The organism is Leptospira koniambonensis (assembly GCF_004769555.1).
Lineage (GTDB): Bacteria > Spirochaetota > Leptospiria > Leptospirales > Leptospiraceae > Leptospira_B > Leptospira_B koniambonensis.
This window is the reverse complement of sequence record NZ_RQFY01000012.1, coordinates 41,108-66,008: the sequence shown is the minus strand read 5'-3', so window position 1 is coordinate 66,008 and position 24,901 is coordinate 41,108. Positions and strand designations below refer to the sequence as shown.

Annotated in this window: 22 protein-coding genes and 2 tRNA genes; 13 read left to right on the top strand and 11 right to left on the bottom strand. The window is 38.5% G+C overall.

Going from position 1 to position 24,901, the window contains the following annotated elements; translation table 11 throughout:
• Positions 1–6: 6 nt before the first annotated feature.
• On the bottom strand, positions 7–1,503 hold the full coding sequence (locus tag EHQ52_RS18180; protein WP_135616708.1) for a hypothetical protein: 1,497 nt from the start codon (positions 1,501–1,503) through the stop codon (positions 7–9).
• 330 nt (positions 1,504–1,833) lie between these two features.
• Between EHQ52_RS18180 and EHQ52_RS18175 the strand changes: the two genes are divergently transcribed.
• A complete protein-coding gene (locus EHQ52_RS18175; protein WP_135616706.1) occupies positions 1,834–3,546 on the top strand; it encodes a methyl-accepting chemotaxis protein in 1,713 nt (570 codons plus the stop codon).
• A gap of 3 nt (positions 3,547–3,549) precedes the next feature.
• Here EHQ52_RS18175 and EHQ52_RS18170 read toward each other — a convergent pair whose 3' ends face one another.
• Positions 3,550–4,275: a hypothetical protein gene (locus EHQ52_RS18170; protein ID WP_135616704.1), complete on the bottom strand. Its 726-nt coding sequence runs from the start codon at positions 4,273–4,275 to the stop codon at positions 3,550–3,552.
• Between the two features lie 62 nt (positions 4,276–4,337).
• The gene (locus tag EHQ52_RS18165; protein WP_135616701.1) at positions 4,338–5,375 is read right to left on the bottom strand and encodes a zinc-binding dehydrogenase; all 1,038 of its coding nucleotides are present in this window, start codon (positions 5,373–5,375) and stop codon (positions 4,338–4,340) included.
• Between the two features lie 183 nt (positions 5,376–5,558).
• On the opposite strand from EHQ52_RS18165, the gene EHQ52_RS18160 reads away from it, so the two are divergent.
• From EHQ52_RS18160 to EHQ52_RS18150, 3 genes are all read left to right on the top strand, one after another.
• Positions 5,559–6,137, top strand: coding sequence for a PaaI family thioesterase (locus EHQ52_RS18160; protein WP_100710294.1), 579 nt, complete (start codon positions 5,559–5,561; stop codon positions 6,135–6,137).
• A gap of 76 nt (positions 6,138–6,213) precedes the next feature.
• Entirely contained in the window at positions 6,214–6,645 is a 432-nt protein-coding gene (locus EHQ52_RS18155) for an MAPEG family protein (protein WP_135616698.1), read from the top strand.
• Positions 6,646–6,761: 116 nt separating this feature from the next.
• Entirely contained in the window at positions 6,762–7,379 is a 618-nt protein-coding gene (locus tag EHQ52_RS18150) for a glutathione S-transferase family protein (protein WP_135616695.1), read from the top strand.
• Between the two features lie 35 nt (positions 7,380–7,414).
• On the opposite strand, the gene EHQ52_RS18145 is transcribed toward EHQ52_RS18150, so the two are convergent.
• From EHQ52_RS18145 to EHQ52_RS18115, 7 genes are all read right to left on the bottom strand, one after another.
• The gene (locus tag EHQ52_RS18145) at positions 7,415–9,310 is read right to left on the bottom strand and encodes a sensor histidine kinase (protein ID WP_135616692.1); all 1,896 of its coding nucleotides are present in this window, start codon (positions 9,308–9,310) and stop codon (positions 7,415–7,417) included.
• Positions 9,311–9,380: 70 nt separating this feature from the next.
• Positions 9,381–11,492 carry an ATP-binding protein gene (locus tag EHQ52_RS18140; RefSeq protein WP_135616689.1) on the bottom strand — a complete coding sequence of 704 codons (2,112 nt, stop codon included), beginning with the start codon at positions 11,490–11,492 and terminating at the stop codon, positions 9,381–9,383.
• A 137-nt stretch (positions 11,493–11,629) separates the two neighbouring features.
• Positions 11,630–12,358: a histidine phosphatase family protein gene (locus EHQ52_RS18135; RefSeq protein WP_135616686.1), complete on the bottom strand. Its 729-nt coding sequence runs from the start codon at positions 12,356–12,358 to the stop codon at positions 11,630–11,632.
• Between the two features lie 2 nt (positions 12,359–12,360).
• Positions 12,361–12,756 carry a DUF6285 domain-containing protein gene (locus tag EHQ52_RS18130; protein WP_135616684.1) on the bottom strand — a complete coding sequence of 132 codons (396 nt, stop codon included), beginning with the start codon at positions 12,754–12,756 and terminating at the stop codon, positions 12,361–12,363.
• 10 nt (positions 12,757–12,766) lie between these two features.
• On the bottom strand, positions 12,767–13,810 hold the full coding sequence (locus EHQ52_RS18125; protein WP_135616682.1) for a phosphotransferase family protein: 1,044 nt from the start codon (positions 13,808–13,810) through the stop codon (positions 12,767–12,769).
• Positions 13,811–13,812: 2 nt separating this feature from the next.
• A complete protein-coding gene (locus EHQ52_RS18120; protein WP_135616680.1) occupies positions 13,813–14,988 on the bottom strand; it encodes an acyl-CoA dehydrogenase family protein in 1,176 nt (391 codons plus the stop codon).
• Between the two features lie 21 nt (positions 14,989–15,009).
• Positions 15,010–16,230, bottom strand: coding sequence for an SMP-30/gluconolactonase/LRE family protein (locus EHQ52_RS18115; protein WP_135616679.1), 1,221 nt, complete (start codon positions 16,228–16,230; stop codon positions 15,010–15,012).
• A 32-nt stretch (positions 16,231–16,262) separates the two neighbouring features.
• Between EHQ52_RS18115 and EHQ52_RS18110 the strand changes: the two genes are divergently transcribed.
• The 6 genes from EHQ52_RS18110 (at position 16,263) to EHQ52_RS18085 (ending at position 20,659) form a co-directional block, all read left to right on the top strand.
• Positions 16,263–16,895, top strand: coding sequence for a Crp/Fnr family transcriptional regulator (locus EHQ52_RS18110; RefSeq protein ID WP_135616677.1), 633 nt, complete (start codon positions 16,263–16,265; stop codon positions 16,893–16,895).
• Between the two features lie 3 nt (positions 16,896–16,898).
• Positions 16,899–18,095 (top strand): acyltransferase family protein, encoded by a 1,197-nt coding sequence (locus EHQ52_RS18105; RefSeq protein WP_135616674.1) that lies wholly within the window; start codon positions 16,899–16,901, stop codon positions 18,093–18,095.
• A 127-nt stretch (positions 18,096–18,222) separates the two neighbouring features.
• The gene (locus tag EHQ52_RS18100) at positions 18,223–18,477 is read left to right on the top strand and encodes a nucleotidyltransferase family protein (RefSeq protein WP_244244953.1); all 255 of its coding nucleotides are present in this window, start codon (positions 18,223–18,225) and stop codon (positions 18,475–18,477) included.
• On the top strand, positions 18,467–18,808 hold the full coding sequence (locus EHQ52_RS18095; protein ID WP_135616670.1) for a HepT-like ribonuclease domain-containing protein: 342 nt from the start codon (positions 18,467–18,469) through the stop codon (positions 18,806–18,808). The genes EHQ52_RS18100 and EHQ52_RS18095 overlap by 11 nt, the downstream gene beginning before the upstream one ends.
• A gap of 119 nt (positions 18,809–18,927) precedes the next feature.
• The gene (locus tag EHQ52_RS18090) at positions 18,928–19,914 is read left to right on the top strand and encodes a hypothetical protein (RefSeq protein ID WP_135616668.1); all 987 of its coding nucleotides are present in this window, start codon (positions 18,928–18,930) and stop codon (positions 19,912–19,914) included.
• Positions 19,915–20,005: 91 nt separating this feature from the next.
• On the top strand, positions 20,006–20,659 hold the full coding sequence (locus tag EHQ52_RS18085; protein ID WP_244244952.1) for a response regulator: 654 nt from the start codon (positions 20,006–20,008) through the stop codon (positions 20,657–20,659).
• Here EHQ52_RS18085 and EHQ52_RS18080 read toward each other — a convergent pair.
• Positions 20,656–22,986, bottom strand: coding sequence for a sensor histidine kinase (locus EHQ52_RS18080; protein WP_135616666.1), 2,331 nt, complete (start codon positions 22,984–22,986; stop codon positions 20,656–20,658). The two genes, EHQ52_RS18085 and EHQ52_RS18080, sit on opposite strands and share 4 nt — an antisense overlap.
• A 104-nt stretch (positions 22,987–23,090) precedes the next feature.
• On the opposite strand from EHQ52_RS18080, the gene EHQ52_RS18075 reads away from it, so the two are divergent.
• The 3 genes from EHQ52_RS18075 (at position 23,091) to EHQ52_RS18065 (ending at position 24,892) form a co-directional block, all read left to right on the top strand.
• Positions 23,091–23,164 (top strand) — tRNA-Ile (locus EHQ52_RS18075).
• 82 nt (positions 23,165–23,246) lie between these two features.
• Positions 23,247–23,319, top strand: a tRNA-Ala gene (locus EHQ52_RS18070).
• Positions 23,320–23,446: 127 nt separating this feature from the next.
• Positions 23,447–24,892: an SH3 domain-containing protein gene (locus EHQ52_RS18065; RefSeq protein ID WP_135616665.1), complete on the top strand. Its 1,446-nt coding sequence runs from the start codon at positions 23,447–23,449 to the stop codon at positions 24,890–24,892.
• The last annotated feature ends 9 nt before the right edge of the window (positions 24,893–24,901 follow it).

Below are 24,901 nucleotides of genomic sequence, written 5' to 3'. Positions count from 1 at the left end.
AAAGTGTTAAATTCCTTTTAATAACAGGTCGATTGTTTTGGAAAGAACCGCTCTAATATCATCCTTTGCATCTTCATCCGGAAGGACCTTATGATTCCAGATCTTCAAGCCGAATCTGATGAAAAAATTATCCAAAAACTCTGTTTCTATATGGGTCTTCATAGTTGTTCTAGAAGAATCTCTATCCCATCGGAGTACGATGTTAGTCCCTTTTCCATTATTTGCTTTTACAAGAGTTTCAGTGAACTCGTAGATAATAGACTGAAGATTTCCAGGGATAAATAGATTGATCGCCCAAGAAGGTGCCAAATATGCGAAGGCTCCACTAACATCAAACTCTTCTATCTTAGTTATTTTTAAATTTAGGATCCCAGAAGTTGCAGTATTGGAAAATCTGCCGAGCAATTGAACATCGTTGTTTTCCAGCATTAAACCGTAGAGGTTTGCTTCTAAACTTGCTTTTACTACGAAAGGAAATTCAGAAAGAGAATTAAGCGTGAACGCTTCTTGAGGATAAAAATTTCCCTTTGTATCATAAGGGATTACTTTACCGTTATGTGTGAAAAACTTGAAACGGATCTCTCTTGTTTTAGATTCAATCGCAAATTCCGCCAAAGATCTTCCAGAAACATTCGTAATTCTTAATTTAATAAATCCTAAATATTTGATATCATCCAAATAATCGCCTAGATCCGGATAATCTCTCATCAAGGTTTGTTCAATATTTCCTTCGAATGCAAAAGCAGTAATTCCAGGGAGTTTTCCGTCTTGCTGGACCTTCAACAAAGAATCCAAACCAAAATAATAACCCATGAACTTTGCTAGAGCTGGGAAAGATTCAGTAAAATCGTTAATAGCCTTTCTTGCTTCTGGATCCTTAATCTTTTTGAATGAAGTAGTCTCAGGCGCGTTGATAGATTTTAAATTATTTGCATCTAAAAAATGTAACCCAGAATCCATAGCACTCAGCCCATGTTTATGAGTGAATGGCCCCAAATGAGTTAGAACATCTAGATTTCCGGAGTAGGAATTCCCACCATAAGCAGGATTAGGATTATGTTTTAATGCAAACTCAGCAGTGAAGTCGCCGAAACTAGGTATCGGAACCTCCTTCATGCGGATTGTTTCAAGGCTTACCTTGTATCCATCGTTCGCAAATCTACCCCGGTAGGTAACATAATGTTGCCCGTTATCATCCTTATTCATGTATTCAGAATTAAACAAATTTTTTAATTCGAATCTCTCCAAAGAGCGATCCAGATATTTATGAAAACCTTCTGCCCTTCCATCATACTTGTTTTTAATAATTGCTGTTTTCAAAAATTGGAAGAATTGTCTGGAGATATTTCTTCCATCCGGACCAATAGAGTCTGGAATCTGTTTTAAAGAAAACGCAGCTAAGGATAATGCGGACCCGCTGATCGCAAATGCGAGGATCAATGAGTGGAGCAGCAGTTTCCCGGATTTTTTTTCTCTTTCTATTTTTTGTTTCAGAAGGCTCATTACCGCCTCTCCCTTTTTATAACATTCGTATTATATAAAGCCAGGGGGCTTGATCTCCGACATTAGTCGTTAATCCAAACCTGTCAAGCCTATAGCAATCGCTACAATGATCCAAGCCGAGGTAAATCAGATATCTAACAGTTGTTTCACTTTGGTAAATTCTATTTCGTATACTGAAATCGATTTTGTATACTCGTGAAGAAGATACTATCCCCTAGGAAATAAATTCTTCAGTCAGAAAATCGTTCTTCTCATTTAGTTGGTGGAAGCGTTCTAATTTGCTCGATTTATATTGTGTTCTATGTTATACTCCCCGGCCGGAGTGTTTTCATGAAATGGTATTTGCGACTAAGCTTAAAATCTAAACTTGCGATCTTGTTCTCTTCTGTATTAATCCCTTTTTTAATTATCCTGGCTCTTTCTCTCATCAATTCCGCTTCTAGGATCAACGATATAGAAACAATCCGGAACGACAGATTAATTCCTTTAAAACAATTAAAAACAATCTCAGACCATTATGCAATCTCCATCGTCGATTGTGTTCACAAAACAAGAAGTGGCGCGTTCACCTACGAAGAAGGTATCGAAAATCTAGACAAGGCTATGAAAGACATCAAGTCGGAATGGAATGCTTATCTCCAAACCCATTTGGTAGAAGAAGAAACTGTGCTGATCGATAAGTTAAAACCTCTTTTTGCAGACGCGGATAAAAGTGTAGAAGAAGCAAGAGCACTTATGGTTGCAAAAGACAAAGAAGGTCTGGGAAATTTTGCAGATCATAGGATGTATTCTATGATAGATCCAGTTGCTGGGAATATAGAAAAGCTGATCTCAGTTCAGCTGATTATCTCGGAAAGGATTTACCAAAGAGCAGAAACAGAATACGCATTGAGTCTTACAATTTTTCTTTCACTTTCTGCACTTACACTCGTATATATTTTGTATGCTTCTATCAAGTTTTCGATCCGACTCGTAAAGGGATTAAATCGAGTTAGAATATCGATCCGAGATGCAGATTTTAGTAATCCGGTAGAAGTAGACGAAGATATTCTGAATCTAGACGAACTTTATCTCTTATCCTTAGTGTTCCGGAATTTTCAGACAAAAGTAAAAGAGATGCTCTCTTCTATCCTTACCTTCTCTGAATCCATCTTGGTGGCTGCAGAACAACTTTCTAAATCAAGTGAGTATCTTTCAGAAAATGCCCAAAGTGAATCCGCCTCCGTGGAAGAAATTTCTGCCTCGGTTGAAGAGATTAGTGCAGGTATGGAACAAGTCACTACGAATGCAGAAGGTCAGTATAAGTTGATCCTTTCTTTCTCGGGTGAAATGAAAGAGCTGGATAGTTTGATCACTAAGGTAGGAGATTCAGTTTCTGATTCTTTAGGAAAAATTTCGGATATGTATTCTAAAACGGAAGCAGGTAAAAAAACGATGGGAAGCCTTTCCGAAAGTATGATAAAAATTGAATCCAGTTCCGGAGAAATGAGATCTATCACAGCGATCATCCAGGAAATTTCTGAAAAAGTAAACCTTCTTGCATTAAACGCAGCTATTGAAGCAGCGAGAGCTGGAGAACATGGAAAAGGATTCGCAGTAGTTGCCACAGAGATAACTAGACTCGCAGAACAAACGGATCAAAGTACCAAAACAATCGAAAGTTTGATCCGCACAAGTAATCAGGAAATTGAATCTGGCAAAAACTTCGTGGATAGTTGTGTGAAAGTATATGCGGAAATTTTGGAAGGGCTTTCCTTCATTAAACTTTCTTCAGACAATATAGTTTCCACTATGAAAGTCCAACAAGAGAAGAAGGCAACAATCATCACCGCAGTCAACGATGTAGATTCGAAATCGGAAGAGATCAGAACTTCTGTTAGAGAACAAAAAGTAGCAATTTCAGAAACTGCAAATGCGGTTTCAAATATTTCTGTCACTGTCCAGAACAGCGCTGCAAACTCGGAAGAGATCGCAGGAAGTGCAACTGGGCTATTGAATATTGCAAAAAGTTTAAGAGATACTATGAGTTTCTTAAAAGCTTAAGCTCTAATTTTCAGGACTGTCTGCGGTCTTTTTCTCGGTGCGGATCAAATAGTAAGTCGGGTATTGTAAAAAAATATCCGAGGTGAGCATAAAGAAAAAGATCACGACCTGTAAAATCTTTCCAAAAACGGAATCCGTCATTTCCTCAGAACTGGAAATAAGAGAAGCCAAAAGCACCGGAGCAAACATAATTACGAGCGGGGTCCAAGCTGCCATAATGTAATCAGAACGTTTGATGCTATTCGGTAATTCTTTCAATCCTTGGATCAAACTTAGTTTGGAAAAAATTACCGGCAAGAGCAAATGCATAATTAATCCAGATACAAATGTGGATATCAAAAAGAATTGAATGAATTCCACAGGGTAAGGAACGCTCTGATCAATACTCTTCTTTTTGGCAAATTCTTCGAGTTGCGTTCCTAAAAAAGATCCTGTCACTTGAAGAAAGATCAAAAGATAGAGGATTAAAAACAATGCTAAGGGAAGTAAGAATATAAAGTACTTCGAAAATTTTACAGGCTTCTCTGGATCCATTTTAGATCGGATCACAAATCCATTCGCCGCATAAGTTCCGATTATCCCTAAGATGACCAGAAGTAAGTCCAGAGTTACAGCTCCTCCTGCTTGCATCGCAAGAGTTGCGCTAAACAATATTAAAATGGACCGGACGAGTACGATAAATCGGATCTGCCCTCTGGAAAATATATACTGTAAATATTCTTTAAACATCAGCTATCTATCCGTTAGGATTTAAGAAGCAGATACGATAGCAAGCAAAGTTCTTTTTGAAATTATGAAGGAGAGATCACGAATCGGATCGGATTTCCTTTTCTGTCTTCCAGATCTTGCAGACTTTCGTTGATGTCCTCTAATTTTCTCACATCCGTAATTGATCTGCTAAGATTTAATTTTCCTTGCACATAAAGATCTATCAATTCAGGGATAGCTCTTCTATCCGAACCATAAGAACCTGCGACTGTGATCTGTTTTTCAATGATGGAGAATGGAATGGAAAACTTTAAGGGTTCTCTTCCAATTCCTACAAGCACCATTCTTCCTCCAGGATTCATTGCACGAAGTGACTCTTCTATATTTGTCATTCTTCCTGAGAAGTCTGCGAGAAGGTCCACTCCACCCTTACAAATTTCTTTTAAGGTTTTACCCGGATTTTTTATATCTCTTAAATTCACTACTTCGTCTGCACCATAAGCGGTTGCATTTTCTAGTGCGCCTCTGTCCACATCCAGAGCAATAACTTTACCCTTAGTCAAAGCTCTAGCTATCACTACTCCGTGAATTCCAAGGCCACCACACCCAAAGACTGCAACATTATCTCCGTCTTGGATCTTTCCTCTGAACTTGATCGCGTTATAAGGAGTAGAAACTGCATCTGCTAAGATTGCACCTTGTTCAAAAGGAACTGAGTCAGGTAGAGGATACAGATAACGTTCTTCTACTATATTATATTCTGCAAAACTACCTTCTCTATCAAAACCGAATACTCCGATCTCTTTGCAAAGATTTTCTCTTCCTGCTAAACAATGAGAACATACACCGCAGCTTGTTCCTGCAGCGATCACTACCCTATCTCCTTTTTTGATACGAGTGACTTTTTCTCCCACTTCTTCCACTACACCGGAAGCTTCATGCCCAGGAATTTGAGGGTAATGTTTACACTTTAAGGTTCCATGTAATACTAAATGTAGATCAGAACCACAGATACCACAAGCTTTGATCCTTACCTTAGCTTGTTCTGGGCCAAGATGAGGAATTGGAACCTCTTTGATGACCAAATTTCTTTTTCCGGATTCTAATACTGCGGCTTTCATCGTTCACTCCTCGACGGAAATGAGATTATAAACTGGCAGGAATCGGTCAAGGGATTTGAAGAAGAATTTGGGCCTTCTTCTTTTAAGTTCGGAAGCAAAACAAATACACTGTTCGTTACAGTCTTGTCTCGAATTTCGTCCTTGTTCGGTTTACTCGGAATTTTTCCATGGTTGTATAAACAGATGACTGCGGAAGACATTTATAAACATATCAAGGCCAGCCAAAATGGACAAGACTGGCATCATAAGAATTGTTTCGGTTGTGGACCGGAAAATAAAAGAGGTTTGCATGCAAGCTTTCCTTTTCATGAACCAAGCGGAGAAGTTCGATTTGCTTGGACTATAGAAAAAGATTTTGAAGGAGCACCGGGTTATGCTCATGGAGGAGCTCTTGCTACTCTATTAGATGAGGCCCAAGGTGTTTTATGTTTTCATTTAGGTCATTTTGTGATGACCGACCAGTTGTATATGCGTTATTATAAGGCATGTCCTTTGGGAGAAGAGTTAGAAGTCCGATGTTGGGTCACAATGGTAAGACGCAGAAGGCTTTATACAAAAGGAACTGTACATCTTAAAAAAACAGGAGAACTTCTACTTTCTTCAAAGGCTCGCTGGTATGATATGCCTGATCGAGTTTTTTCAAGAATGTTCCAAGGCACCGCATTTCCTGTGGATATCATTCTGAAAGTTCTGGAAGAGAACCAAAAACGAGGAAAAGAAATCAGGAAACGACTCAAAAAAGAGAAACTGAAGTCTGAGTAAGTTTATTTTTTGCTCGCATTAATCTGAATTAAGTTCGATCCTATGCTCCGTCAATCTTTGCATTCAGGAGCATAGAATGGAATCTTCTTGGCAGGTCTTTGCGATCGTTACAGTAATTCTGTTTTTAAAATTACTTTCCACTTCCATCGTTCAGGGTTTGGTCCGGATCAAAACCAAAACATTCCGCTGGAAAGAAGACGCAGAGTTTTTTACCAATTCATTTCCGGCCACAGACGATCATACGGTAGTCGCAACTGCAAACGGAGTATTCAGGAATGACTTAGAGAATATTCCAATTTTCTTATTCTTGTTAATAGGATATATCCATACTTATAGCTGGCATGAAGGGACCATCATCTATTCCGGAATATTTATATTATCCAGGATACTTCATGCAATTTTCTATTTTCTTCACAAACAACCTTGGAGAAATATCGCATACGATCTAGGAATTTTAAGTATGCTCCTTTTGTCCGGGCATATTATACATTCTGTATTTTTTGCCTGATCTCCAAGATTCTCCAAAAAATAAAAGGGTTTTACTCTAAAAGAATTCTGCCAAGAGTCTAAAAACCATAGTCCAAATTATATCCGGATTTTCCGGCCGAGTTAAAGGAGAATCATTTGATCGAATTATATACCGCAGGGACGCCTAACGGAAAAAAAGCTTCCATCATGCTGGAAGAATTAGGAATTCCTTATACAGTACATCCAATCGATTTTAGCAAATTAGAGCAAAAAGAAGAATGGTATCTAAAAATCAATCCAAACGGTAGGATACCTGCCATCGTAGACAAAGACAACGGGGATTTTCCTGTTTTTGAATCTGGCGCAATTCTGATCTATCTTGCAGAAAAATACGGAAAATTTTTACCGAAGGATCCAAAAGAAAGATCTATCGCTATCCAGTGGCTCATGTTCCAAATGGGTGGCGTCGGCCCAATGCAAGGACAGGCAAACCATTTCGTTAAGTTTGCGCCTGAAAAAATTCCATACGCGATGAATCGTTATGTAGATGAAACAAAACGACTATATTCAGTTTTGGAAAGACGTCTGAAAGAATCAGAATATCTTGCAGGAAGTGAATTGAGTATCGCAGACATCGCGACCTGGCCTTGGGTAAAAGCAAGATCTTATATTGATCTTTCTCTGGATGATTATCCGAAACTCAAAGCCTGGGAAGAAAAATTAGGAGCAAGACCCGCTTTCATTAAAGGAAGCGAAGTCCCTAAAAAATCCTGATCACAAAAAAGCCGCCTTTTATAAAAGAGCGGCTTTTAAAATTTTTCCGCTAAAGGTAGATGAACCCTGAATGTAGTCTTTCCAGGAACAGAATCGAAATCTATTTTTCCTTGGTGTCTTTCTACAATCTTTCTACAAATGTCCAAACCTAAACCACTTCCTTCTCCTTTTTCTTTTGTGGTGAAAAATGGTTCGAAAATCCTATCTTGGATCTCTTTTGGAATTCCAGGACCATCGTCAGTTACAGATACGATCAGATAATCACCGTTGATATAAGATTCCAAATCTAATCTTCCCTGGTAAGAAATCGCCTGAAATGCATTATTGATTAAATTGGCCCAAACCTGAGTCAGCTGATCTGCTTGTCCTTTCACAAGCGAATTATCTGCAAAATTCCTACGGATCTCAACGCCTTGCTTTACCTTATTATAATATATCGTTAAGACCAGATCCATCTGTTCTCGGATATCGATCAGACTTATACCTGCATGGTCTTGGTATACGTAGGTTTTTAAAGCTCTTATTACTCTGGCTGCCTTAGAAGCTGCTTCTCTGACCACATTACTATATCTTAAAATTCCAGAAAGATTATAAGCATTTGCAACTAAAGTAGGAAATTTTTCTTTATGAATTCCTTGGACTAAATCCGGAATATCTTCTACTCGTATCCCTAATTCCGCAAGGTTTTCAGATAAGAATTCGGATGATGGAAATCCAAGATTTTGTAATGTTTCTCGGATGATCTTTCTATTTTTTCTTTCTTCAGAAGAATCATAGAAGTCCGGAAAAATACTTCCTTTGGTGAAAATTTTCTTCCAGGATTCCCTTTCTTGAGTATCCAAGTCTGCAAATTCGCAGAGTAATTTTTCCCAATCTTGACGGAATACACTTTGTATTCCTTCGTTAGAAGAAATAATCGCGCCTAAAGGAGTATTCACTTCATGAGCAATACCAGCGATCAATTGCCCGAGCACTGCCATCTTTTCAGATTGAACTAGTTGTGCCTGAGTAGATTTCAACTCTTCTAATGCTAAAAGAAGATCTCTATTTATATTTTCTAAATAAGTATTTGTTGCCTTTAACTGTTCTGTCCTAAGAACAACCTTTTGTTCCAAATCCTCATTTAATTGTCGGATCTCTTCTTCCGCTCTTTTCCTTTCCGAAATATCTCTTACGATTGCTTGCAATAGAGATTTTCCATTCAGAGTTACAGAAGTTAATGTAACCTCTGCATCAAAATTAGTCCTATCCTTTCTGCAATGTAACCAATCGAAAGTCTGAGGTTTGCCTGCAAAAGCGGCTTGTATTTTTTGAAATGCCTTTTGAGAAGAAGGAGCACCATCTGGCTGCATCTCTGGAGAAAAATCTACAGGAGAAGCTCCTATTATATCTCCTCTTCTGCATCCAAACATCTCTTCTGTTTTAGGATTACATTCTAAGAAGATCTTATCGTCCATGAGAAAGATTGCCTCTCCCGCTGATTCGAATAATGTCTTAAATTTAACCTCGTGCTCTTCTAATGCTTCTTGAGCGACACGAATGTCTGAAAGTGTTACTGCTAATTTTTCTTCCGTCTTCTTTCTTTCTGTTAGATCTTCGAAAATTAAAGTAACACCGAAAATTCCCGAATCATCAAAGAGCGGATTTACTCTAATACGGACCTGTAATAACAATCCACTGACTGTAGTATTATAAGGTCCTTCGTAATCGGAAGCCTCTCCTTGGAGGCCCTTGCCAATTAATGTGGAAACTCTTGTATCTTTTAGGTTAGAATAAGAAAGCCCGATGATCTTATCTTTCCCTGCTCTTAGGAAACGTAGAGAAGAATCATTAACTTCTATAATTTTGCCCTGCCTATCAAAGATCATAAGTCCGATAGGAGATTGTTCGAATAGATCGCGATATACGTTGTCACTCTTAGGTCCGTTCATAAGAATCTGGAAAAAAATTTCGAAAGCTCGCACAACTCTGTACGGGCAATTTTTCACATCAACCTAATAATTAGGGCGAGGCAGGGAGGGTAACGTAGAATGTTGTACCTCCTTCTGAACTGACAAATCTGATGGAGCCTCCATGTTCTTCTGCCACATTTTTGCAAATATCTAGACCTAACCCTGTCCCTTCTCCAGGAGACTTGGTTGTGAAGAATGGATCAAAAATCCTATCCCTGATCTCTATAGGAACTCCACTGCCTGTGTCTTGAACAGAGATCACCCAGTATTCACCTTTTCTTTCTGCATCCACAAAGATCCTTCCAGAATAATTCATCGCATGTAATGCGTTTGTTATCAAATTAGTCCAGATCAAGTATAATCTTTCTGGATCCCCCAATACCTTTGCGGATTCAGGGATATTGATATCTACAATCACCTTATTTTTTATTTTAGAATAATATAATGTGATAATATTCTCTATCTGCTCTTTAGAAGAAACAGATTCTGAGTGAGGTTTCCAATCCCCTTCTCCGGATGCATAACTTTTTAATGCCTGGATCACTCTAGAGGCTTTGATAGAAGCGTCCAAAATTAGCTGGCTGGATCTGGAAATGCTTGAAAGAGCAGATGCATTACTTACGATCATCCATCCTCTTTCTCCTTTTGGGATCTTGTCTGCTAATTCAGAAACTTGATCAGGGGAAATTCCGAGATCTGTCAAAGCATCCGCCATTACTAGAGAATTTTCTATACCGAATTCTTTTAGTATTACTTCTGATTTTTTTCTTTTAGATCTTTCTTCCTTGGAATCGAAGTCAGAAGTAACTGTTCCTCCTTTCTTGAATAAGATCCCCCAAAATTCTCGTTCTTCTCTATTAAAACTGGAATAATCTTTTAAAAGTTTCTCCCAAGGTTCGCTTAGTATAGAACGTATCCCTTCGGTAGAAGAGCGAATTGCGCCTAACGGAGTGTTTAATTCGTGAGCAATTCCTGCCATCAATCTTCCTAATACCGCCATTTTTTCGGATCGAACCAAATTTTCTTGGGTTTTTTTGAGTTCATCCATTGCAGATCTGAGTTTGTCGTTTGCAGTTATCAAATATGTATTGGTAGATCTTAATTCTTCCGTTCTCTCTGCGACTGTGACCTCTAATTCTTTATTTGCATTTCGGATCACAAACTCTGCGGTAGCCAGATCTGCTACGAGCAAACTTTGCCTAAGACTTGCAATCACCACCATTACCCCGGCAGAAAACCAAATCACCAATCGAATGATCTCAGGTAAACCAGGTAGAGTTAAGGAAAGAACGATTGCCGCAGAACAAACGATCACTTCCAATAAAGGAAGAATTCTTAGGAGCCCGCTTTCTGTTCCCGATTCTCTTTCTATCTCTCCAGAAGAACTAGGAACCCAGGTTAATGTCCCGTATCCTAATAGAAGAAGACTGGCGGAAAATCCTGCGTTAGTCAAGGTTCCGTCTTCTGGAACAGCAATCAAAAATAAAGAATTCCATTGCAGCCAACTGATCCCCATTCCTGCGAGTCCGATTATCAAACATAAAAAAGAAAAATCTGCCTTTAAACGTAAGGAAGGTTTCATCAAGGCGCCAATACACGCTGCAGAAATTGTGAACACTGGATAAGCTGATAAGGTTAATAACTGGAACCAAGGCCTATCTTCTTTTTTAGAAAGATATAAGACTAGCGTGACTGCAAGTACTGCGATCGCAAGCCCTAAGGCATCCATAATGGCCACCTTCATTCTATTAGTTGGAACCCTATCTTTTAAGAATCTAGCAAATCCAATAGCAAAGAATGGCCCTAACCATGGATAGAATAGATCACTTGGTGCAGGAAAACTATAAAACTTGGAAATGGCCTGAATATCCCAAACAACCTGGCCCAGAAAATAAGAAAGAAGTCCTAGAAAAAACCAGAGCCTGAATCTTTTAGTCTTCCCTTCTGCAGATTTATAACCGAACCAAGCAGTGATCGTAGCAATCGCGATAGACGAAGTCCAATGTATATTATCGTAAATCCGTAATAATTCCGTTTCATCCGTGAAATAAATGAGAACAAATAGTATAAGAACGAATGCAGATCCTATGTATATGGATAGAAAGCCTAAATTTCTATCCTTTGAGGAACGAATTTCTAGTGAGGATACCAAGGAATTCATGCGGATTAGCGGGGCAGAATCCTACACCTTCAAACATCTAAGTCCACACTTTTTTATTTCCAAAAGGAAACAACCCGCCGTTGGAATTCCGACGAACGAATTACAACAACGTTCCTATCATTAGAACAAGTTTAGATTTAGTATAATGTCCTATCACTTTTATCTGGAATATGAGGAAGAAAGTTTAAACTCACAGGAATATATCTTCCTCTTACCCAACGGAACATACTTACAGAACTATTCCAGATCCAAGGCATCCAAGTAAAAACATCTTCGTCTTGTCTAAGTAGCTTTTTCAGAGTTAATGAAATTGGTGTGCCTGAAGTAAAAATAAAGGTTCTTTCTGAATTAGAAGGTTGGAAATAAGTATCGCAGGCAAGCTCTACTCTGGACTGAAAATTTGCAAAAGTTTCTATTCCTTCCGGAGTGAAGTCTCCTTTTCTCCAAACAGATAAGATCTCTTCAGTTAGTTTAAAGAACAGAGCGGCAGATCGAACCCCGCCTTTTAATCGAACTTTAGAAAATTGTAATAGGGATCTTTGGAATTCAGGTTTTGTTCCAGAAAGATGCTCTGCATACTTCTTCCATAACTCGGAAGGAAATTCATTCCAATTTGCATCGAAAGAATGAAAATCAGATTCAGCTTTGAGATCTGAACGTATAGAACTGATCCCTTTCATAAAAAATTCTGCAGTTTCTTTATGCCTTCTCATTGTCCCAGAGATAATCTTATCTGGAAAGTCTCCATTCGAAGCCATATACTTTCCAAGGGCAAAGGCCTGTTCCTTTCCCCTATTAGTCAATAGATCATAATCTTCTCCAGTGGAGTTCGCCTGTCCGTGGCGAATCAGATATATTACGGACATGTCTAGGATTCCGTAGTGAATCTAGGATTTACGATCTCAACTTTTTCGATTACGGATTCTTTTATATGTTTCCAGTATTCCGTATCTTCCAAAGATTTTTTTTCCTTTCGGATAATATCTCTCAGTTCTTCATTCCAAGAAGAAGTTAGGCTCTTCTTCTCATTCCAAGTTTTAGGAAACTCCGCTTTCTTTTTGAGTAAAGAGGAAAGTCTCGTAAGTTCTTTATCTAAAGATTCTTCGCCAGAGCGTATCTCTCTGGAAATCACTCCGAGCATATTCCAACTTACTAATGTTTTATATGCGAGAAGGTCCTTATCCCTAAATTCAGGTAGGACTTCCTTCATTAGAAAATCCTGGATTGCTTCCAATAATTCCGTGGCGCTTGGTTTATCCTGCATTATGATTTCCTTATTTTATGGACTCTTCAATAAGTCTCATTGCCTCGTATTCCATCTCACAGGCTCTTCTTCCTATGGATGCGAGTTCTATTCCTTTATCCTTTCCAGAAAGATGGCGTTCTGCTTGGCCGATACAACCGATCGCCCAACGAAGATTTCCCATCACTTCCCAATATCTGATCTTGATAGGATCTAGTTTTATACCGGAAGCTTTTTCGTAAATATCGTAGAACTCAGAACGATCTGCAAAACCGCCAGCTTCCTTATTCAATTTTCCGAATCTCCAATCTCTCATACATAACCAAGTCAGATCTTCGTGACGATCTCCCCAATGCGCAAATTCCCAATCCACAATTCCTTGCAGACCTTCTGAATTCACCATGAAGTTTCCTGTTCTGAAATCTCCATGGATCAGCACAACTGAATCACTTTCAGGAGCATTCTTCTCTAACCAATTCAAAATGATTTCCATAGCGGGATAAGCTCCATCCATAGATTCCAATTGAGAACGTAATGCTTGGACAGAACCTTGGGCTACAGTCTTACCACTTACATTTTGTCCAAGATTTAAAACTTCTTTAAGGTTTTCATCCTTACATTTCTCAGGAGTCACTGAGTGGATACTTGCAAGATTTTCTGCGAGTTCTTGGGTGATTTGTTTACGGACCTTATTTAAACTTGGATCTTTTACTACAAATCTTCCTGTAGCCTTACCTTGGATCCTTTTCATAAAATAGAATGGATTTCCGGTAACTGCAATATCAGATTCTAACCAAAATGGCTCAGGAGTTTTGACTCCTGCTTCAAATGCCATTCTACAAACTTTGAATTCATTGATCCTAGATAAAGAAGCAAGCAAGGCCGCACCTTTATCTGTTCGATATACAGTTTGGTATTGGCCAGATTCAGGACCGCCATTCACTTTGATATCGGCGGAAAAATTTTCCTGGCAGGCTCCTCCCGAAAGAGAAACCATATTAGCGATTTCTACTGTTCCTTGGAGCCTTTTTCCTAAATATGATTCCAGCCTTTCCTTCAATTCGGAATCTTTCACGATTAAAAGCTCTCCTTTCCAGATATTAAATTCCTGCCGATCACCATTTTATGGGTTTCGGTAGGACCGTCTGCGATCCTTGCAGCTCTCGCATCTCTATAAAATAATTCTAATTTAAGATAACGGCTAAAACCGTGAGATCCACAAATTTGAATGGCTCTGTCGATACATTTGTTCAATGTTTCACTCACTTGCCATTTAGCTAAAGAGACTGCTTGCCTTGCATCTCCACCTTTGCGAAGAATATCAGCAGCTTTTAACGTAAGTAAAAAACCTGACTCTATTTCCAAAGAAGATTCTGCAAACATCCATTGGATACCTTGGTGATCAGATAATTTTCCACCGAATAATTCTCTTTTGATCGCGTATTCTCTTGCGATCTCCATGGATCTTCTAGCAAGTCCGATCCATCTCATACAATGTGTAAGTCTTGCAGGACCTAATCTTTCTTGGGAAAGTCTGAAACCTTCTCCAATTTTTCCGAGTACTTGGGATTCGTGCACTTTTACGTTTTCAAATTTTAATTCGCAGTGACCGCCGGGACCATGAGAACCTAAAACTCCTATCTCTTGAACCATTGTGTATCCAGGAGAATCCGTTGGCACAAGGAACATAGAAGTCCTTCTGAAACTACCATTCACCTTGGACATCACTATCAAGTAAGAAGCACCATTTGCTCCAGTGCAGTACCATTTATGACCATTCAGAATATAATGATCTCCATCCTTTTCCGCGTTAGTCGCAAGAGCAGTGGGATCCGAACCAGCACCTGGAGGAGGTTCAGTCATTGCAAACGCTGAGCGGATCTTGCCTTCTACAAGAGGATGATAATACTTCTTCTTTTGTTCTTCGTTTGCTGCTAAATGAAGAAGGTGCATATTTCCTTCGTCAGGAGCATCGCAGTTGCAAAGATAGGGAGCAATAGGAGAGCGTCCTAGCTCACTGAATACAAGTGCAGTGCCAACTAGATCCAGACCTAAACCACCTTCTGACTTGGGAAGGTGAGCAGTCCATAGGCCTCTTTTTTTAGCTTCTTCTCTTAATTTTTGAGCGATCGCCTCTGGCATTCTGCCATGATCGTAATCGTAATGATCTTCTGCGGGAATGGCGATCTCATCCACGAATGCTTTTGCTTTTGCTCTAATTCCGTCTAATTCTTTAGGTATGGATAAATCCATGATATATTCAATTTTCCTTATTTATTCTTTTATTAATTCAGGAGGAAGTTTGAACTTTCCTATCCTGTCGTTATGAAGACTTCCTAAATAGATATACTCCCCTTTTCTTTTCACGGAAGTGATCTCTTTCAGGTGTTTTCCTTTTGGTTCTTGGAAACTTGCCTCAACCACTCCGTTTTCATCCAGAATGACTGCAAAACCATAAGGTTGAGGTTTTGGCCAAAGGAATTTAGGCAGTTTAGCTACGATTGATTTTGTCCAAGGACGAGGATGTAAGATCTTATCCACCATATTATTACGAACGGTGAATAACGCTAGATAGAAATGACCTTTACGATCGGAGGAAATATTATCAGGAAATCCAGGAAGATTCTCCGCCCAGATCTCGCTTGTTCCGGCCTTAGGTCCTTTGATCCAATATCTATGGATCCTATATTTATAAGTTTCGTTTAATACTAGGAAATCTTCATTTTTAGAAAGAGCTACTCCATTCGGAAAGAAAAGATCTTTCATTAGAGTAGTGGTCTTTTTTGTATGTGGATCGTATTTTAATAAACGACCATGAGGAACAGATTCCATTAGATCATATAAATACTCTGCAGAGCCATACTTATCACTCGCATCGGAAAAATAGATCGTTCCATCTTTAGCAACATCCAGATCATCTGTGAATTTAAAAGGAACACCTTCCGATTCTGTGGTAAGAACTTCTACTTTTCCATCTTTGCTGATCTGGACGAGACCTTTGATCGCATCAGCAACTATAATAGAACCATCTCCTAATAGTTTCATTCCAAGAGGCCGTCCTCCTGTAAATGCGTGTGCCTTCATTTCCCCATCTTTAGAAATGAGATACACTTTGCCATCTTCGCTTGCAGAGTAAATATTACCGTCTTCATCCGGTTCTATATCTTCTGGACCATGTATCTTTCCGAGTGCGATTAGTTCTGCTAATTCCAAAGCTTTGTTTTCTTGGAAGTTGCCAATCAAACCAGTATCGACAGGAGGTTGGTAAGCGATGGGTTGAATAGGAGAAGGTTTGAGTGCAAAACCTATTATGAAAATGATAATGAACGCTGCAGAGAGCAGGAGGATTTTTTTCGTGTTCACGATTCCCTCCTTAGGGAAAACGAATGAGACGCTACTTACGAAGGTCGGGCAGTCAACGTAAAATTCTGAGGTTCCCGCCTTCTTACCAGAATAATTGATTGCGGCTCCCAACCAATCGCCGATATCGTACATGAGGACTGAAAACTTTTCCAGTCCGTTTTAGCATGAAGATCTCAGAAGATATGGTAAACAAACACGGCCTCCGCTTTAAGGAGTCTGCTGTTATTTTTGATGAGAACGAACCTGCTGATCAAATGTATCTCATCCTCACCGGAAAAGTGGGGATCCATAAAAAAGTAAAAGAAGCATTCAAACTTCTAATAGAACTGAAAGAAGGGGATATGTTCGGTGAGATGGCACTGGTGGATCGCAAACCCAGAAGTGCAAGGGCCATTGCGAAGACCGACGTATTATTATTTGCGATCACCGAGAGCGTGTTCTATAACCTAATCCAGACCAATCCTTCTTTCTCTTTAAAGATGGTAAAGATGCTTTCTTCCAGATTAAGAGAGACCAACCAAACCATAGCTAGTCTTTTAAAAGGAGACAGAAAGAATATTGTAACTTCTGCACTCATCACTTTCGCACAAACGAGAGGGGAGCAAGAAGATGGGCAATACAAAGTTCATTTGGGCGCATTTATGAAATGGGCCATCTTAAGAGTTGGATTAGAACATACGGATTTAGTATCCGCGATCAATCTTTTGGTAAAAGATAAGATGGTCGAACAACCTAAAAACGACCCAAGCCATATATTGATACGGGACACGTTTTTTAAATACACATTGGACCAGTAATTCTTGGCTGAACAAAGCTCTCCGGCCAAACAAAACAGGCTGGATTATCTAGACAATCTCAGATCCTTCGCACTATTATTAGGATTAGCATTTCATGTGGCGATTGTATATGCCGCAATTATCATATATCCATTAAGAAATAATGATAGATCCATCGCCTTTGATGTATTCGGAGAGTGGGTGCACCTTTTCAGAATGCCGATGTTCTTCGTGCTTTCAGGCTATTTTACTGAAAGGATCTATCTTTCTAAAACATTAAAAGAATTTTTGAAACTAAGAGCATTAAGGATCATTCTTCCTTTAATCCCAGGGATCATATTATTTGCACCAATGCAATATTATGTGAACGCATTACAAGAAGGTTACCAAGGAAACTATTTCAAATTCTTATGGGAAGAATTTTTACTCAAAAATCCAGCCCCGTCTCATCTTTGGTTCATTTTATATTTAGCATTATATACATTTTTATATTTAGGTGTCCGGCCAGTTGTCTTCAGGATCGGAAAATTTATACTTCCTTCTTCCAGATATGGAGAAGAAGGATCTGAAAATAGATCCAGTGTAAAATGGGAAACATTACTTATCGCAGGAATTTGGTGCACAATCTGGACCTGCGGAATTAATTACTTTTTCCTAAAGGACGAAAAATACCTGAATATAGAACCAGTCCAGTTCATATATGATTTCAGCTTTTTCTTATTCGGAAGTTTTTTGATCGGAAAAGAAAGTACAATCTTAAAAGGAAAAACCGATCGTTCTGAGATCATTCTACTTGGGTTTTTATCTTTTATATTTTTCGGATTATTTTATTGGGTCAGCACAATAGATCCATACTGGTCTTATTTCGGATATACTGGATTCGGAATGAGAATACTTCATATCTTTCTAAAATGTTTAGGCGGATGGATCTGGATCGCATTCTTCATCAGACTTTTCCAGCTCTTCTTTAATAAAACGAATAAACTCAGTTCTTATCTAAGAGAATCTAGTTTGCCTGTATATTTAATCCATCATCCAATTTCTCTTGGAGTTGGATTCTTGGTGGTGAGCACAAGTCTCTCTATCTGGATCAAATTTTCACTTCATATCTTCTTCGTATATGCTGTGACTTTTTTAGTTTATCATTTTGTTATAAGAGATTCAAACTTTTGGCTGACTGTTCTTGGTAATAAAGGGATCAGCTTTAAGAGAAATAAGTAAGCGCGATTTTTCATACTTCTCAAAAGCGCTTGACAATTTCTCTTCTGACCTTTAGTTAAAAGGATCGGGATATCGGCCAATGCTTTCACTAAATCGGGATCAAATTCTTTCCTCCCTAACAACCAATATGGAAACCCTCCAACGTTATGGAGTAGAGCATATCGGATTGTTTGGTTCATTTGCCAGAAACGACTTCAATCCAGAAAGTGATATAGATATCTTAGTCGAGTTTTCTTCGGGCCAAAAAACTTTTCCCAATTATATGGGGCTAAAGATCTTTTTAGAGGACTTATTCAACAGAAAAATCGATTTAGTAATTAAAGAAAAAGTTAAACCCAGACTAAAAGCACGGATCATCGACGAAACGATCTATGCCGCGTGACGCAATTGTATTATTGGAGGATATTCTGACCTCCATAGATGAAATATTCGAATTTCTGAAAGAAATTAATAGCCTTTCACTTTATAAGCAAGATACTCTAAGGAAGCGCGCAGTAGAACGAAATTTAGAGATCATCGGAGAAGTTGTTAAAAAAATCCCCGAATCTATAAAGACCTCGAACCAAGATATAGAATGGCGTCAAATTGCTGGCTTACGCGACTTCATCACTCACGGTTATTTTGAGGTCGATGACGAAATAATTTGGAATATAGTGACTAATCACTTGAAACCTTTAAAGATTCGAATAATAGATATCAAAAATAAAATTTAATAAATTCCACGCCTAACACCTTCGGCTTCTACCTATAAGAGAGCACGGACCTAGTAGTCTTACGAATAGAAATTTATTTACTTAGGGGTCATAATTTTCCTAAAAAAGGCAAGGAAATCATGAACCTCAATCGAAAAGCTTGGATCTATATTTTATTATTCTACACAATCGGCCTGGTCAGTTGTACAAAAGATAATAGCGGCACAGATCCTTTAATGTATTTGGTCGTGCTCAATAATCTCCCTGTTGCAGATATAGTATTTGAAAAAGGTTTTCCTGGCTCAGAAAATACTCTTACTACAAATAATTTCACAGGAGTTGCAGGAGATTATACAATTACAGTAGGAGGAGAATCTGCTGCCGGGATCAATCTTCCCGGAGATGGAAGTTTAGAATTTACAATGCCTATTATCTCAGGGATTACCGAGAACACTACTCTCCCGCTCGTAATCACAAAAAACGGAAATCCATTTCTTTCAAAAACCATAAGATACAGACCGATCATAGATATTACATTAGGAGCGCCTAATACTTATAGCAGGCTCGTAAGCGCTGCAGATCAAAATAGTTATCTTAGAATTACATTAGGAAGCACAGGAGATGTTCTTTTCAATATCTTCGGATATTTTGGTGCCAATCTGAATTTATATTATTACAGTAGTCCTACCAGCTCTAAAACTACAATTGTAGAAAATGGAAAAACGGGAGCTCAATTTAAAAAAACAAATCTTACCAGCGGAACATATATTATAGAAGTTAAATATTCCAGCGGCGCATTTCCGGCAAGTTATAGAACAAATATTGCAAACGGGCAAGTTCAGGCCACCGGTGTTTCTAACCAAATGGACTATGCAAGATGTTACGACACCTTGGGAGGCGGAACCGCATATGTAGGAGCCTCGAACGATTGCGCCGGACTAAATGGCGCCTCATTCACTAGAAGTGGAAGATGCACTTATCCTACAGACGGAGGAATTACTACCAGAAGTTATTATACCAGCGGAACTGGGTTTGGCGGATTCGATCCTTGGTATGCAGAAACCACTTGTACCCAGCCTGGTTATGGATCTTATAACGAATATGAGGCAATCTATGAGTTTAACTAAGAAGAAGTCCTTCATAATTTTATAATATTTCAACGGGTTCGGAAAATTTTAAGGATTGCCATTGATACTATATTCCCTAAAATCCGAAAAAATGTCCGTCCGAACCCGTCCTAAAATATTCTTAATAGACGACCATCCTATTGTTCGTTCTGGATTGGAATCCGAGATCAAAGCTTCCGGAGATTATGAATATTGTGGTTCAGCTTCTTCCATTCGAGAAGGCACTAAAATGATGGGTTTCGCAAGCCCCGACCTTCTGATCTGCGACGTTTCTCTCCAAGACGAGAATGGGATCAAAGAATTGGATTCTATCCGTAAAAAATTTCCGGATATGAAGATCGTATTTCTAACAATGCATAGGGATTGGTCCTATTTGCAAGATGCGATCTCCGCAGGTGCTGACGGTTATATTCTAAAAAGTGATTCCATGGAATCTATTATGGCTTCTATTAAAAAAGTATTAAATAGAGGCAAAGTATTTCCAGGAGAAATTGCAAACTTCAGCTATGACGAAAAACATATAAGAGATATTGCCGAGATAGTAAAAAAGCTTACTAAAAGAGAAAGCGAGATACTAAACTTTTTATCCAAAGGAAAACTAAACAGAGAGATCGCAGAAGAACTAAAACTAAGCGTCAGAACAGTTGAAGCCCATCGAGCATCCATTTTCAAAAAGTTAGAAGTGGATAATATGGTAGAATTAACCAGAATTCTAGTTCAACTCAAGTCCTTAGAGTCAGACTAAGAACGAAGTAAAATTGTAAATCTTGTTCCTTTTCCTTCTTCAGAAGAAACAAGTATCTCTCCTCCATGAGCGGATACAATTTTACGAATAATAGAAAGTCCAAGCCCGGTTCCATACGGTTTTTTACTTCCGAATCCTGAATCGAAAATATATTTTTCCATATCCTTACTAAAACCTTCTCCATTGTCTTCGAAGATCAGATAGGCAACATTCTCCTCTTTTTCGATCCGAATAGAAAATGTACCTTTCTCATCAGTGGCTTCTGCTGCATTTTTAGCCAGATTAAAGATCAATCTGCGAATACGAAGTGGATCCAGACGAATGCTCCCCTTTGCATTTATCTTAGAGACAAGTTTCATCTTAGTGGATTGGAAAAAAGTCCCAAGGTCTTCGAAAATTTCCTTAAAATAAGTTTTGATATCTACATTCTGCAAATCCAAAATAATCCTATTTTTAGAAAAATCTAATATATCTAAGGTAAGATTTGTAAGTGCATCCACCTCCTTCTCCGCTTGAAAAAGAAAACTGGTTTTAGATTTACCTTTTTGAGACCCTATATTTTTCAGATTTTGGCGGATCATCGCAATTGGATGACCCAAATCATGAACAATCTCCGCTGAAAGTTCTCCTATAATCGCAAGCTTCTCCCTATCTTGCCTTGCAATATTGCGCACTGAAAATGCAAGTGCATCTGCAATCCCTCTTACCCAATCCACCTGGGATTCATCAGAATATTTTTCAAAAGGAAGATCAAAGACCAATTTATAGAGTTGTTCATCTTGAACAGATACAATCAGTCTATTATTTTGAATTAATGGCTCAACAAGGGAAGAAGGGTCCAAACCCAAAAGATCTCGCACATCATACTTATAAACTTCTACAGTTTCTAAATCTCCCAAAGATGAGATAGAATATCTTTTCCAAACAGAAGAATTCGGTTCTTCTAAATATACATACACTGTTTGTTCTTTTCCATTCTCATGAAACATCTTTAAAGCAGTGTCAGCAGCCTTATCATAAGAAGAAGATTGCATGATCTCTCTAGTAGAGAACACCAAAGATTTCATTTTGGTTCCTAACGTATCCGAACGTTGGAATGCTTCTGAGAAAATTTTAGAGATCAAAATGGAATATCCAAGTATCAGTGCAACTTCTCCATATTGGATCAGGTAAACACCTTTCCAAAATCCAAAAAAGAGCATGATATCATTCAAGGTTGCCAAACTAATCACTATATAGCCTGCAAATAGGATACGTCCGCCTTCTATCCTTCTTTTCAAACCTATTGCAAGCAAGACTAGCCAAATAGGCATTGTGACCAAAGGCATATATAATGCGATTGGCAGAAGTGTAAGTGTATAATATTCATTAGGAAAAAATAATACAATAACGACTGCTAAATAGTAAGGGATACAAATATAATGACCGAATCTTCTCCAAAAATCAGTTTTACAGTATCTATATAAGAACGCATACAATGTGGGACCCGAAGCATATACACTTATATACTCCAAACGATTTGGCAATTCCCAGGAAATACCCTGCAAAAATTCATAGGCAAGCCTGGAGTCACCGTTTGTTAAAGAACGGATCATAATTAAAAAACAATGAAATGCGAATAATATATGAGCGGATTCGTTCCTTCTGAAAAAATAAAAGAATATATTATAAAAAGACATTGTAGCCGCGATAAGTATCAAAGCCCACTCTAAGTCCCTTCGTTTCTGAACATTCTTTAAAACATTTTCCAATTCCCCTAACTGAATTGAATTCCAAACTCCTCCCCATCTATTTTGAAAATTAGAAACATGAAATACTAACTCCAGATTTTCCGAATCGGGAACCAAAGAAATTTTTAACTCATACTTTGCTCTCGCGTCCGATTTGGATTTGCCTAGGTCACCCACACTTGCGATATTCTTTCCGTTTGCATAAAGAATATAAGAAGTTCCTAGATCTGGAATTTTGAGAGCCAAGGTTTGTTTTCTTTCTCCCAATTTCAGCCTAAGTCGATAAGTGGCGTAACCATGACCTGCTTCTCCCGGATCTTCGGAAAAACTTTCAGTCCAAACAGAAGGAACAGTTACGAATTTTTTTTTGGATTTGAATTTTAGATCGGAGATATCACGTGGAGAAATAAATTCTTCCCGATAAAATTCCCATTCTCCATCTAAAGGGATGATCTTACCATCTTCGAAAGAATGTTTGCTTAAATCCAGAGTTCCATTCTTCGCAGAAGAATGTTCTAAATCAGATCCGCCAAGGCCACACTGAAAAAGAAAAGAAGAGATTAGGAGGGCAAAGAAGGTTGTTTTTCCGAATCTCACGAGGCAAATCTAAGGTGAATCTTTAAATCCGCAAATGCAAAACCTCTCTGTTATTCTAAAAATCCCTTGCCAGAGAATCTCGAATAAAAATCATGTCTCTTACCGGGCCTGTAGCTCAGCTGGTTAGAGCACACGCTTGATAAGCGTGGGGTCATAAGTTCAAATCTTATCAGGCCCAGGTAAAACGGTTTAGATAGAGTGGGTAGTCGGACTTCCGACAAACTTCTAAACTGTCAAAGCTTCCACTCATCCCTGAAAAAGGGGCGTTAGCTCAGCTGGGAGAGCATCTGATTTGCATTCAGAAGGTCATCGGTTCGATCCCGATACGCTCCAATCTTCTTCTTTCAAACCATATCATTTCCAATAACCTCCTAATATTTGATCCTCCAAAAAAGGATCGACATTCGATTTAAACGCAAGAGTTTTCGTTCTTAAAATTTCGCCGGCCAACATCGTTTTTATGAATCTTAAATCCGTTTCCATTATTATTTGCATTATTACGATTTTCTCATTTTGTAAGAAGGAAGCCCCTATTGGTAGAGGATACGTTCTAGAATCTGGACTTTGTGTTCATAAGGGCCCATCTATCCTAAAAGAATGCGAGATACGTTTAGATGCAGGAGCCGTAGTTCAAATTCTGGAGTATAAGATCCCTGATAAAGAAAGAGGAGAAGGTCTTCTATGGTATCGCATTAAATCCGAAAAGACCGAAGGATATATTTCACTAGATGAAGAGTTATCCAGAAATAAGTTCGCTAGTATCTTTCCACAAACCACCGAACGAATGATGGTAAACGCCTCTTCCTTAAGACTTAGATCTATTCCATCCTTACTCGGAGATATAATCACGATGTTGCCTAACGGTACTGAAGTGAAAGTAACAGGAAAAACTCCTTTTAAAGTACAAATTGATGGTAAGTATGATGGATGGGTTGAAGTAACTACTCCTTCTGGCCAGACAGGTTTCAGCTACGCAGGATTTCTAATAAGTAAAACTATAGATCAAAATACTTCGTCCGGTACAGAAAATAATTCGGAAGGAACCCCAATCGAAATTCCAGAAGGAAGCGAAGATATCAGCGGGTTTTTGATCCTAAACGGCGGGGCTACTGCATGGGCAGATCCAGGAAAAACGGAATGGCAATCAGGATCTTGCGATAAAAACAAATCTATTCCCGGAGATACTTTCGTTCGGGCTACACAAAAAGTAAAAGTTTCCGGAGTTACATATTATCATGGAGAAAGAAAATTCCAATATTATACGATAAACTCCCTAGAACCAAACGGTTGTCTCGATGCTTGGTTTTCTGCTAACGATGTAGAATATCATAATCAGACTTTATTCGAATGGTCATCGAAACAATATGCGGCTAATTTTGATAAATCACTCATACAATTTTTATCTACGAATGGTTATAATCCTGTAGAAGATCTTTCGACTTTAACTATTGAAGAAATTAGCAAAAAGAAGAAGGAAACTATATATAGGATCTCTTATGATACTTTTGATTCGGAATTTAATCGAAAATTCGATATCAATAATATATATCTGAAAAACTCTCAAGGTATATTCGTTCTTTTGGAAAATACCAAGGACGCTTACGAGACTGATCTTGATGGAGACGGTGTTTCCGAATGGAAGGTAAATACATCTGGCCGTTCCGATAGTGCGACGACTTTTTATCGTTATTCAGGCACATCGCTTGTTTCTTTTTTGACGGTCTCTGAATCGGATTATGGTTCCTGCCAGATCGAATATGATGGCGGAAATATCTCTACCGGACCGGACGATTCAGAAAAGACAATTCATTGTACCATTTCAGAAGTTTCTCCTTATATATACGTCTCGGCAGATAAGGAATACAAGTTTAAATATTCCAAAGGCGTAATACGCCTGACAAAATAGGTCCACTCT